Origin of the sequence: Geosporobacter ferrireducens (genome assembly GCF_001750685.1) — a bacterium.
GTDB lineage: Bacteria > Bacillota > Clostridia > Peptostreptococcales > Thermotaleaceae > Geosporobacter > Geosporobacter ferrireducens.
This window is the reverse complement of record NZ_CP017269.1, coordinates 2,883,112-2,895,718: the sequence shown is the minus strand read 5'-3', so window position 1 is coordinate 2,895,718 and position 12,607 is coordinate 2,883,112. Positions and strand designations below refer to the sequence as shown.

Below are 12,607 nucleotides of genomic sequence, written 5' to 3'. Positions count from 1 at the left end.
CCTCGAAATAGACTTCTATGTTACTATTCGTGTTGGAAGATAAAATTCCTTCTAGATCCATATGATCCGCAAGCTTTCCTATCGTTTGAATACAAATAACAGTGCAACACCTATGCCCATATATCCAAACATGGGATATAGGGCATTGACAAGGGTTTTAAATCCTATGTTGGCCAGAGGGATTGCAGCAATACAAAAAAACAAACAATGCCATATATGCCGTCCCAGCAAGTGCTTTTCTATGGTTTGAATCAGCACAAAGCCGTCGGCAATCGCAGTGGTTAACATGGCAAACCAAAGGAGGATTCCATAACCAATCTGCATAGAACTACCCAGTTTTGAGGCAATTGCCATCATGGGTATTTCCACTCCATTGATATCCGTATAAAGAATCAGTGTAGGCAGTAATAAAAACATGGCCAATAATCCTAATCCCATCCCTCCTAGAACCCCTCCTCTCAGAGCAGCATTAGGACTACTAATCAGCGGTAGGAGGGAACACATTACTACGGTAGCACCAATACTATTGTAGGAGACATAGAGCAGCGCGGAAGTAATCCAATTGCCGGTATATACATTGAAGGTACTGCCTACTTCATTGCTTAAGGTGAATCCACAGCTAAAGATTACCCAAATGCCCATACTCATAATTCCTATAAACAAAATGGGTACCACTACCATATTAATCCATGCCAAGCCTCGAATACTAAATAAAAAAATAATAAAAGTAACAAAACTCATCACTAGGATTCCTGAAAGTTTAGGCAGACCAAACTGCTGTTGGAACAGTGCTCCGCTACCAGCTAACATAATGCAGTATCCAGAAAGGAGCAGTAAAGACAATAATCCTTCTATCATCTTTCCTACCGTATGTCCGAGAACCGGTTCGATTAGCTGATCATAGGATTGGATCTGATAGCGATAAACCTTCCATAAAATAAAGCTCCCTACCAAACTAAATAATAGGGATGCCACCAATATACCATAAAGGCCGTGGATTCCATATCTTGTGAAGAATTGCATGATTTCCTGTCCTGAGGCAAAACCTGCTCCAATAACAGTTCCTATGTAGATGCTGGCAATTTTAAAGGTGTTATTGCTTTCCATCGGAAAACCTCCCATAACGGTTACTACTTCATTGTATGTACATGAGAGGTTGTTTCATGATAGCTGCTCTAATCTATCCTCTAAGAACTACATAAACCCCATAGAATACGTAGGACATCAACAGGATAAATCCCTCTTTCCTGCTGATTCTATGATGGCTTCTAGAGAACACCAATAAGATCGTCATATATAAAATCATCAACTTTATATCAAAAAAGATCTTTGGATCTACTTTTATAGGATAGACCGCCGAAGAAATTCCCAGCACAAATAATATATTAAAAATATTGCTTCCTACAATATTCCCGACCGCAATCTCACTCTGTTTCTTAATGGCTGCGGTCACAGAAGTCATCAGTTCTGGCAGAGAGGTCCCTACAGCCACAATGGTTAATCCGATCATGGTTTCGCTCATTCCCAGTGTTCGTGCAATGGTCGTACTGCTGCCCACCACCAGTTCTCCGCCAAAGATAATAGCCGCCAGGCCTCCCACTGTAAAGACTACGTTTTTCCCCATGGTTTTGGGGCAAAATGCCGTCAAGTCTTCATCTTTTTCTCTACTATGCAGTGCTACCTCTAATAGATAAAACATAAAAATCAGGAAGAAACAGCCCAAAACAAAGCCATCTCCCCTGGTAATCTGATTCGTAACGAAACCCTGCAGCAGAGTATCTGATACTAAAATCAATAATAAGATACTGGATAGTAAGGTAAAAGGAATTTCCTTTCTCACCGTTTCCCGCTCTACCTGTAATGGATTAATCATGGCAGTAATCCCGATGATTAGAGAGATATTAAAAATATTGCTGCCTACAACGTTCCCCAGTGCAATTCCGTTGCTTCCATTTAACGCTGCCCGGATACTGACAGCAGCTTCGGGCGAGCTGGTTCCAAAAGCTACGATGGTTAAGCCGATCAGGATAGGCGGTACCCGAAGCAATTTAGCAATGCCCGAAGCTCCTTCAACAAAGTAATCAGCACCCTTAATTAATAGTGCAAAGCCGATTAATAGCAATAAATACTCCATAGCTTTCCTCCAAACAAATAGTTTCCAGATGTTATTCATAAGCAATGATATTATTATACCCCCCATTTCAATTTTCTTTCCATAGGAATTGGCAGCTTGATTTTTCCGAAAAACGATTTGCAGAAGAAGGAGTCTTTTTTTATTCCTTTGTGACCTTCTTATAGGTCAAATACGAATACACGAAGGTAACAGAAACCATAATCACCAAGCTTCCTATTGTTATAGCAAAAGCAGTTGTTCCTGTAGTGAAAGTAGTTAATACGCTGATGATACCGACAATAACAAAACCATACCCTCCCACTCTGTGGGTCTTTTTCCATACCTGTTCGTTTGCCAGAGTCCAAGGGTTACGGATGCCGAAAAAGTAATTGTGGCGAATCTGACTCATGTAATTGCCTAATAGAATGAATACAATTCCCAGCGCCAAGCGGATAGCAATTCCTATATCAACACCATAGCCTAAGGCTGCGGCAATAGCAATCCACTGAATATAGATTAACAGCAGTACAATCACCCATTGGGCAATCATATAGGCTTTTTCATGTTTTAAATAGGCCGCTCTCTTAGGATCTATCTTTGGCAGGAATACCATCAGCAGGTAGATTCCTAAAGGCAACAATCCCGTAATCCATACACTGGCTTTATGGTCATAGCGGTTCACTTCTCCTGCTGCATTCCAGTGGCCTGGGATTTCTTCCGGAAGCGAAGGGTATACCACCGCAATTCCTATAATGGACAATATAATGATGAGTAACATCCACTTATTGATTTTCATTCTTTATCTCCCCTTTCTCGAAATTCGAAAAACCATTGAATAATATCCTGAAAAACTGTAGTATTCAGCGAATAGTTAATATTTTGCCCTTGCTTCTCACTCTGTACGAGATTTGCTTGTTTTAAAAGACTGAGATGATGACTGATGGAGGGTTTGCTAATATTAAATGCATCTGCAATCTCACCTGCGGTTAAATCTTTTTCTCTCAGCATCGACAGGATTTTTCTTCTTGTAGGGTCTGCCAAGGCTTTAAATATATCATTCATTTATTCAACTCCTTCCATTAATTATATATTTAGATAAATATCTAATTATCTAAATATAGTATATGCCTTTTTTCTTTCTAATGCAATATGCTTTTAATAAAAATTTTATCCAATTTTACCCCTCTATATCCAGGTTTTATGATATGATAAATAAGGTATATCTCGTTATTAAGGGGGAATTCTCAATGCTTCGGACTCTTTTTTGGTTTGTTTATTTCGGAATCTATATGATCTTATTATTACCAAGGCTCTGGAAGGTAAAACATCTGGAAAAACAGGGAAAGTTAAAAGAAATGCAACACCTAACCCACAAAACTGCTAAAGTTTGGGCCAGAAGGCTCATCGCCATTACTGGGACATCGGTACAAGTAGAAGGACTGGAGCATGTTCCACCTGGACCTGTGGTTTTTGTTAGTAATCATCAGGGAAATTTTGATATCCCCTTGTTCCTAGGCTATGTAGAAAAACAAAAAGCTTTTATCGCAAAAATTGAACTGCTTAAAATGCCTTTGGTATCCACATGGATGAAATATATTCGGTGCATTTTTATTGATCGGAATGATGCCAGACAGTCTCTGAGAGCTATTAATACAGGAGTCGATCTATTAAAAGATGGGCACTCTTTGGTAATCTTTCCAGAGGGCACCCGGAGTAGAAGTACTGAAATAGGGGAATTTAAGAAAGGCAGTCTAAAGCTGGCTACTAAAGCCGGTGTACCCATTGTTCCGGTAACCATCAATGGTACTTACCGCATGATGGAAGCCAATGGCGGCCGAATGAAACCGGCTAGTGTCAAGATGATCATCTCCCCACCCATCGATACGACAAACCTCTCAAAGGAAGAGGAAAGCCAGTTGACAGATCGAGTCTTTGAAATTATAAAAGAGAATTTAAAGAGCTTCCTTTAGGAGCTCTTTTCATATTTTCCGTATATATTCATACCTTTTCGCCAGTGATGTCCCCAGCATTCCGTGATAATCTTGCGGGCGGCAAAAAGGGCAATTTTCGATTCTTCCAGGTTAGGTGCCACTTCCACCACATCAAAGCCGATGACTGGAAGCTCAAATAATCCATAAAGCAAGTCCAGCAACTCACGGCCATCCAGCCCTCCAAACTGTGGGGTACCTGTCCCCGGTGCATAGGCAGGATCTAAAGCGTCAATATCAATCGTTATATATATTTTCTTAAATCTAGCCATTTTCCCTTTAACCTTTTCCAACACTCTTTCTATCCCTAATTGGCGAATTTCTCTTGCACCCAATATGTTCATTTTATTTTCCCGAATAAACTTCGCTTCCTCAGCTTCTGCCGAACGAATACCTAAAAAGTATATGCTCTCTGTATCGGGAATATTTTTTAGTTCTAAAGCTCTCCGTTCTGTAGAACCATGAGATAGGTGATCGCCTCCCATCTCATTACAAAGATCAAAGTGCGCGTCAATATGTATAATACCAAAGGACTCCTCAAGGGCTTGATCAATACCCCATAAAATAGGAATCGTTGTGGAATGATCCCCTCCGATAAAAGTGATGAGTTTTCCAGCCTTCACGCAGTCATAGGTAATCTGCTTTACCTTTTTAAAAATTTCTTCCCGGCTTTCTCCTTCTATATCTCCAAAATCCAGCACTTTTAATTCTTCAATACTCTCAAACCGCTCTGTTGTAGGATCGATCGTATAAGTAATCTCCCGCAGCGCCTTTGGCGCTTCCTTTGCACCGGAGCGGAAGCTGACACCCCCATCAAAAGGTATACCACATACCGCCACATCTGCCTCTTGCAGTGCAATATTCGGGTGATTCAGGCCTGCCCAGATTTCTTTTTCTTGAATAAGCTCCTTTACTGTCTTCATTGGTGACTACCTCCTTTTAAATATTGTATCATAGTTTTATTGCTTGAAAATTATAAAAAATTTTTGTCGAATTATTAATATTTTTTTCTTATTTTGGAGGATTTGGAAGAATTATAGAGAATTATTACTCAAGTATAACAGAGATCGTTTTCTTTTGTCCTATAGAATCTTTATAATAGGGAAAACAAAATCATTCATATTGCATGATAATAGCAAACTTACCGAAAAGTAAGGACGCAAAGCCATGGATCTAAGGGGTATTTTTTTATTCTATGATTGCCAGGTTGCCAAAGCATTTAGAAATTTGATCAATTTTAAAATTATCAAATTCATTGTATGTCTTCTGCACCTATCATAGCATAGGTGTATTTATTTTAATCTTTAACAACTTATCTTATAAAAAAAGTACATCAAAGAAGGGGAGCGGTTTGACTTGGGTATGATAAAATGGAGTAATATGAGAATCGGATTTAAGTACGGCATTGCATTAACTGCTACAATTATCTTATTTGTTTTTGCTTCAAGCTTTGTAATTACCTCTTTATTTCAAATTGGAGACGCGGTATCTACGATTGAAGTCACTGCAGACAGATCCATTACTTTAACGCATATGGCCTCTCTATTTAGGGCAAAAGAACTCCTTGTTGCTGACTATATGAGTTTAGAACGAAAAAGTATACTCGATGAATACGAGAAAATACAAAGTGACTTTAAAGAACTTCAAGAACAAATTGATCCTAAAATGGATACAGAGGAACTAAAATTTACCTATGATCTAATTAGCAGAAATAATGAACAAATGGACAATACCTTTAAAAATGTAATTATTCCAAACATGCAGCAAAACAATATGGATGAGGTATCCGGCGGACATATTAAAATATCTTCACTGAGAAATCCTACAGCACAGCTGTTTGAAAAACTTAGGGAGATCGTAGATGGACAGCGGAAAGAATCAATAACCGATGCATATCAAAAGATTGAGAACTCTATTCGAACACTGATCATTTCTATTGTTTTAGCTGCTGTCCTAGGTAGTATAATTGTATTTTTAATCAGCAGGGGCATTAGTAAAAATTTAAACCGGCTTGTAGATATAACTTATAGGGTTTCTAAGGGAGATCTCACGGTAGACAGAAACCACTATCACGGTAAAGATGAAATTGGTCAACTGACATCTGCTATATATGATATGGTGCATAATTTACAAAATATGATGCAGGAAATTACGAAAGCAGCTTTGGAAGTAGATAGTGAAAGCAGTGAATTGAGAAAAATAGCTGATGAAGTGAAAGAAGGCAGTTATCAAATTGCTTCAACCATGCAACAAATGTCAGCCGGGGCAGAAGATCAAGCTCATGCTTCCAGTGAAATTGCCCACTCTATTTTTACGCTAGCGGAATTGATTAGCCAGGCAAATATAAATAAGGAAGTACTTGAAACTTCTTCAAAGGATATTTTAACCGTTGTTCAAAAAGGCAATATACAGATGGAAACTTCTATTAATAATATGAATCAAATAAATATAATTATCAAAGATTCTGTTACAAAAGTTACACAACTGGATGAAAATTCACAAAAAGTGTCCACCCTTGTTCAAGTCATTGATACAATTGCCGAACAGACCAATCTTTTAGCCCTGAATGCAGCCATTGAAGCTGCAAGAGCCGGTGAATCCGGAAGGGGTTTTGCGGTTGTTGCTGAAGAAATCAGAAAATTAGCTGAACAAGTAGGCAAATCGTCAAAAGAGATCACAGCGATTGTTGAAGGTATCCAAAGTGAATCTAAATTCATGATGGAATCCCTTGAAAAAGGATATCAAGAAATTGAAATGGGTACCCATCAAATTAGAACCACCGGAGAAGCTTTTCAGACAATCGATCATGAAGTTATTACCATGATTGAAAAAATAAAGGATGTATCTGAAAGCCTAAGCCAAATATCTCAAAACAGCGATAAGATTAGCGTTGCCGGAGAACAAGTTGCCGCTATATCTGAGGAAAACTCAGCAGGCATTGAACAAACCGTTGCTTCTGTACAGCAACAGAGCAGTTCTATGGAGGTAATTGCCCAAAATACCCATTCATTATCTATGGCTGCAGATAAATTAAATAATGTAGTAAATCAATTTAAATTATAAATGTAAAAACCCACTGATGAATAAAAACCAGTGGGTTTTTTATTAGCTTCCAAGATTATTTTATTTCTTCAACCATAACCTCATAGGATTTTCCATTAATCCTTATCTGAAATTCTCTCGTATGGATTACTTTCTGGTCTTTACAATTCTTCCGTATTTCAGATATTTTATTTTCAAAAGCTCTTAATCGTTGATGTGCATCTTCCACCGTTATTTTCTTGAATCGAATAATATCACCAGGTTTTGCTTGAGCAATTTTATTTAAATCCTCCCATATGACATTGCCGATCTTCGTATATCCTCCTGTGGTTTGTCGATCTGCCATCATAATGATTGGCTTTCCATGTCCAGGTACCTGTATAGCCCCAAGGGCTATACCGTCTGAAATAATATCTCCACCCTGAATATGCTCAATTTCCTCACCTTCCAGCCGAAATCCCATCCTGTCGCATTCGTTTGTAACCGTATAGGGATTCGATAGAAAAGTTTCGATTCCCTTAGTGGTAAAAAGATCATCCTGAGGGCCTAACACAACCTGTACTTCGAAGTGATTTTTATACTCTGGAATATATTGCCTTGGAAGGCTTCTTTTCGATGAAGATAATACGTATTTGGTATTCCCTATATCTAAAATATCTTCGGCTTTTAATAATCTGCCCTCATATCCACCAATTTTTGCTTTTGCATAAGTAGACTTGCTTCCCATAATAATAGGAACGTCTATCCCTCCAGCAAATGCTATGTAACTCCTGCATCCTGTTTTGGCACCACTAAAAGACAAAATATCTCCTGACTTAACATAGATACTTTTCCACATCTCTACAGACCGCCTATTGATCTCTGGAGATAAGTTTCCACCGGTAATAGCAATAACTGCTTCACTTAAAAACTCTATTTGGGGACCTAGTAAAGTAATTTCCAGCACAGCCTCATTTTCTTCATTTTCAACGAGAATATTGGCGATACGATGGGCAAAACTATCCATCACTCCAGCTACAGGAACACCGAATTGCTGATATCCATATCTCCCACCGTCTTGAACAGAGGTTAAAAGTCCTGGATGAAGCACTTTAAACTTTCCCATACTATTCGGCACTCCTTTCTATTGCATAGGTTCTATATTGATAACAATTAGCTTCTACAGCTTTTTCGATCTTTTTATATTCCGCTTCATTAATCGGAATGAATTCTATATAGTCACCTGCATTTAACAAGATCGGTGTTTCTCTATTGGGGTCATAAAGCTTTAGAGGTGTTTTACCGATAAGCTGCCATCCTCCAGGACTGTCTATTGGGTATATGCCCGTCTGATTTCCAGCTATGCCTACCGACCCGCCGCTAATTTTAGTTCTCGGTGTCTTTAATCTTGGTGTAGTAATTCTTTCATCCATTCCCCCCAGGTAAGGAAATCCTGGGGTAAATCCAAGCATATAAATGAGATATTTTCTGCCTGTATGGAGGTTAATGACCGTTTCTACAGATAGACCGTTATGGCTGGCTACATTTTCAATATCTGGTCCGTATTCCCCACCATATACAGTAGGAATTTGAATAACCTTCGGAAGTGGGATTTCTATGCTGTCCAGTTCTTCCTCAAACTGCTGCAGCATATGTATCAAATCTTGAAAACCTAACAGCAGCGGGTCATACTGTATCATCAGAGATCTATATGTAGGTGTCATCTCAACAATTCCTTTAATTTCCTTTCTTTGAATGCCAATCATTACAGATCTAACCTTATGGTTGATTTCTTCCGAAATAATATTTCCAAACTCTAACAATAACGCTTTATCTCCAGCCGTTAAATACCTTGTCTTTTCATACATACCGTGACCTCCAGTGCCTTTTTCTGGGAAAATTCTACCGATTAGCCCAATAGTGCTGCAATACCCTTTAACGAAGCAATACCCGCATACCCGGACACTAAAACAATGATGATTCCAAATACCAGCAGCCATGCAGGATGCTTATATTCGCCTACAATGTCCCTTCTCTTGGAAGCGATTAAAATGGTTCCTATGGTAACCGGCAAGATTAGCCCATTTAATGATCCAGCTAAAATTAATAGTTTTGCAGGACTTCCTACCAGTGCCATAATGAGTGTAGAAACAATAATGAAAGCCATAATAAAGTATTTTTCATTTTTTGCAATAAAAGTATGGAGTGTTTTTAAGAAGGATACAGAGGTATAGGCAGCACCTACTACAGATGTAATGGCCGCACACCACAGTACCACACCGAAAAATTTATAGCCCAGCATACCCGCACCATGTTGAAATGCAGATGCAGCAGGATTGGCAGGATCCAGCTGTAAACCCTTGCTAACTACCCCGAGAACAGCTAAGAATAAGAATATTCTCATAACAGAAGCAATCAGTATACCTGTAACAGAACTTTTTGTAATTTGAGACAAGTTTTCCTCACCAGTAATACCGGCATCGATTAATCGATGACCACCAGCAAATGTAATATAGCCTCCAACCGTTCCGCCTAACAGCGTAATAATGGGTAAAACCAGTGTACTGGGATTTTCAGGAACAAAGCTCCTATAAATTGCTTCCCCTACCGGCGGATTTGTTGTGAAGGCCACATAAGTTACAATAAGAATCATCAGTCCTCCAAGAACCTTAACAAACCGGTCAATCACTGCACCTGCATCCTTGGATAAGAAAATGATAATCCCAACAATTCCGCTAATAATGGCTGCCACCTTAACATCTATACCGATCAAAACATTCAGCCCAAGAGCAGCACCTCCGATATTTCCAATGTTAAAAGCCAGTCCACCTAAGGCCACCAATACGGCAACAAAATAGCCTAAGCCTGGAAGTACCTTATTTGCAATATCTTGCCCCCTAAGCCCTGATATCCCGATAACTCTCCATACATTTACCTGCGCGCCTATATCAAGGATAATGGACAACAAGATAACAAAAGCAAAGCTTGCAGCAAAATCAGCAGTGAATTTTGCCGTCTGTGTTAGAAATCCCGGCCCTATGGCTGATGTTGCCATTATAAAAGCTGCTCCCAGAATAGCACCTGCATTCTTTTTTTGTGATTTTACTGCTTTCTCCAATACGTTTTTAGAAGTATTCATAGCCATTTTCCTCCTATCTAATGAAATTACCAAGCTTTGAAATCAATATACCTTCATCTTCCAATGCTTTCCGGATTTGTTTAACAAAGGCCACTGCTTCAGGATTATCTCCATGAACGCAGATAGATTGTGCATTGATTGCAACATCCTCTCCGGTTATTGCTGTCACTTTCCCTTCCTTCACCATTCTTACAACCCTGGCGATAGCTAAATCTGTATCATGAATCACTGCGCCCGGCAGTGTTCTGGCTACCAGCGTTCCATCTGCATTGTATGCTCTATCTGCGAATACTTCACTGGCAACCTTCAGTCCCACTGCTTCTCCCGCCCTGATCATCTCACTGTTGGCAAGCCCTAAAAGAATGATGTCCTTATCCACCGCATAAATAGCCTCAGCAATTCCTTTTGCCAAACTGTAATCCTTAGCAGCCATATTGTACATGGCACCATGAGGCTTTACATGCTGTATTTTTTCTCCTATGGACATGACAAATGCCATAAGTGCTCCTAATTGGTATTGGACATAGGCCTTTATTTCTTTAGGTGTTACAGTCATGTTGCGCCTTCCGAAACCCATTAAATCCGGGTAGCCCGGATGGGCGCCAATCCCTACCCCCTGCACCTTCGCCATGGCTACCGTTTCCTGCATTACAAGAGGATCTCCCCCATGCCATCCACAGGCTATGTTTGCAGAGCTGACAAATTGAATCACACTTTCATCCAATCCAATCTTATAATTTCCAAAACTTTCCCCTAAATCACTATTTAAATCTACTTGAATCATAATTTCACCTCCAAATATTTTATAAATGACTTACGCAAATTCCATACCAATTTAGAAAAATGCAAAATTCTGTATTTTCCAAAGCAATTATCCAAATATTTTATCTACTGTTTGATTTCGCACATGTAAAATGAGCGTTTTCGCAAATCATGTGCAAAAACGCTCATTTGATGCCATTCCTACTCAAAATATTTTTCCATCTTTCTCTTGAGTGCAAACCGACTGATTCCTAACAGTTGAGAAGCCTTTGAATAATTGCTCTGCGCCAGATCTAATGCCATTTGTATATATGCAGCCTCCAGTTTTTGTGTCTCTTCATCTAAAGAAAACCCCTCTGTAAACAGCCTTTTTGTTAAATCCTTTTCTTCACCAATTGGGCTTTGTACCTCTTGAGAATGATGGATTTCCAAAGGTAAATGCTGTAAATCAATGTAATCATCTTGATAAAGAATAACAATTCTTTCTATCACATTTTTTAACTCTCTCACATTCCCAGGCCAGCGATAGTGCATCAGCTTTTCTTTTGCGCAGGGAGTAATCCCTTTAATACCTTTGCCAAACTTTTTATTATATTCACTTATAAAGTGTTCTGCCAGCAGCAAAATGTCTTCTCCACGCTCTCTCAAGGCTGGCAGGTGAATCGGTACAACATTCAGGCGGTAATACAAGTCTTCTCTAAATTCTTTCTTTTGAAGGGCCTTTTCCAAATCACGATTTGTAGCTGCAAACAACCTTATGTCTACTTCAACATCATCCAGTCCGCCAATTCTTTTGAACTTTCTTTCTTCCAAAAATCTCAACAGCTTTGTCTGTATATCCATAGGTAATTCCCCTACTTCATCTAAAAAAATGACCCCTCCATCAGCCAATTCGAATAAGCCTTTTTTTCTTGCACCTGCCCCGGTAAATGCATTTTTTTCAAAACCAAAAAGTTCACTTTCTACAAGATGCTGTGGTATTGCTCCACAGTTGATTTTCAGTATCGGAGCATCCTTTCTCACGCTATTTTTGTGTATCGCAGAAGCCACGATTTCTTTACCCGTTCCTGTCTCTCCCCGGATTAAAACCGTTACTTCATCGGTTTGTGACAAAATATTGATTTTATCGTATATCTCTCTCATTCTGGGATGTGTGCCGATCATAGACAAATGGTTTTCTTCTTTTTCTTTTTCCAGCAAATAGAGCTTTTTTCTCATTTCCATGTTTTTTAATGCCTTTGCAATCAGTAGCTGAATTTCATCCAGATCAAAAGGTTTATTGATATAGTCAAAGGCACCGTTTTTTATTGCGGCCACAGCAGTTTGGATATTTCCATAAGCCGTCATCATAATAACTTCCACTTCTTTATCCACTTCTTTGATTTTTTTGATTACTTCCAAACCACTTTCTTCTGATAATCTCATATCCAGAAAAATCACATGGGGTTTAAAGACTGTCAGCTTATGAATTCCTTCTTTGCCTGTATAGGCAGCATCTACTTCAAATCCAAGATCCTGCAAACCCTCCATTAACGACATGCAAATTATCTTTTCATCGTCAATAATTAATATACGTTTTTTCAT

12 protein-coding genes and 1 riboswitch are annotated in these 12,607 nt (G+C 39.0%); of the genes, 2 read left to right on the top strand and 10 right to left on the bottom strand.

What is annotated here, in order from left to right:
- Positions 1 to 78: 78 nt before the first annotated feature.
- From Gferi_RS13570 to Gferi_RS13555, 4 genes are all read right to left on the bottom strand, one after another.
- On the bottom strand, positions 79 to 1,107 hold the full coding sequence (locus Gferi_RS13570) for a YkvI family membrane protein (RefSeq protein ID WP_069977330.1): 1,029 nt from the start codon (positions 1,105 to 1,107) through the stop codon (positions 79 to 81).
- 73 nt (positions 1,108 to 1,180) lie between these two features.
- Positions 1,181 to 2,134, bottom strand: coding sequence for a calcium/sodium antiporter (locus Gferi_RS13565; RefSeq protein ID WP_069977328.1), 954 nt, complete (start codon positions 2,132 to 2,134; stop codon positions 1,181 to 1,183).
- 139 nt (positions 2,135 to 2,273) lie between these two features.
- Entirely contained in the window at positions 2,274 to 2,909 is a 636-nt protein-coding gene (locus Gferi_RS13560; protein ID WP_069977326.1) for an SdpI family protein, read from the bottom strand.
- Entirely contained in the window at positions 2,906 to 3,175 is a 270-nt protein-coding gene (locus tag Gferi_RS13555) for an autorepressor SdpR family transcription factor (RefSeq protein ID WP_069977325.1), read from the bottom strand. The genes Gferi_RS13560 and Gferi_RS13555 overlap by 4 nt, the downstream gene beginning before the upstream one ends.
- Positions 3,176 to 3,360: 185 nt before the next feature.
- Between Gferi_RS13555 and Gferi_RS13550 the strand changes: the two genes are divergently transcribed.
- Positions 3,361 to 4,083: a lysophospholipid acyltransferase family protein gene (locus Gferi_RS13550; RefSeq protein WP_069977323.1), complete on the top strand. Its 723-nt coding sequence runs from the start codon at positions 3,361 to 3,363 to the stop codon at positions 4,081 to 4,083.
- On the opposite strand, the gene speB is transcribed toward Gferi_RS13550, so the two are convergent.
- Positions 4,080 to 5,024: an agmatinase gene (speB, locus tag Gferi_RS13545; protein WP_069977321.1), complete on the bottom strand. Its 945-nt coding sequence runs from the start codon at positions 5,022 to 5,024 to the stop codon at positions 4,080 to 4,082. The genes Gferi_RS13550 and speB overlap by 4 nt on opposite strands.
- Positions 5,025 to 5,225: 201 nt before the next feature.
- Positions 5,226 to 5,316: riboswitch (cyclic di-GMP riboswitch) on the top strand.
- Between the two features lie 147 nt (positions 5,317 to 5,463).
- Here speB and Gferi_RS13540 point away from each other — a divergent pair.
- Positions 5,464 to 7,164, top strand: a complete 1,701-nt coding sequence (locus Gferi_RS13540; RefSeq protein WP_069981426.1) for a methyl-accepting chemotaxis protein — start codon at positions 5,464 to 5,466, stop codon at positions 7,162 to 7,164.
- Between the two features lie 55 nt (positions 7,165 to 7,219).
- On the opposite strand, the gene Gferi_RS13535 is transcribed toward Gferi_RS13540, so the two are convergent.
- The 5 genes from Gferi_RS13535 to Gferi_RS13515 form a co-directional block, all read right to left on the bottom strand.
- The gene (locus Gferi_RS13535) at positions 7,220 to 8,248 is read right to left on the bottom strand and encodes a 5-oxoprolinase subunit C family protein (protein ID WP_069977319.1); all 1,029 of its coding nucleotides are present in this window, start codon (positions 8,246 to 8,248) and stop codon (positions 7,220 to 7,222) included.
- Between the two features lies 1 nt (position 8,249).
- Positions 8,250 to 8,990, bottom strand: coding sequence for a 5-oxoprolinase subunit PxpB (pxpB, locus tag Gferi_RS13530; RefSeq protein WP_069977318.1), 741 nt, complete (start codon positions 8,988 to 8,990; stop codon positions 8,250 to 8,252).
- A 41-nt stretch (positions 8,991 to 9,031) separates the two neighbouring features.
- Positions 9,032 to 10,261: an NRAMP family divalent metal transporter gene (locus tag Gferi_RS13525; protein WP_083273549.1), complete on the bottom strand. Its 1,230-nt coding sequence runs from the start codon at positions 10,259 to 10,261 to the stop codon at positions 9,032 to 9,034.
- A gap of 13 nt (positions 10,262 to 10,274) precedes the next feature.
- On the bottom strand, positions 10,275 to 11,045 hold the full coding sequence (locus tag Gferi_RS13520) for a LamB/YcsF family protein (protein ID WP_069977317.1): 771 nt from the start codon (positions 11,043 to 11,045) through the stop codon (positions 10,275 to 10,277).
- Positions 11,046 to 11,224: 179 nt separating this feature from the next.
- Positions 11,225 to 12,607 carry a sigma-54-dependent transcriptional regulator gene (locus tag Gferi_RS13515; RefSeq protein ID WP_069977316.1) on the bottom strand — a complete coding sequence of 461 codons (1,383 nt, stop codon included), beginning with the start codon at positions 12,605 to 12,607 and terminating at the stop codon, positions 11,225 to 11,227.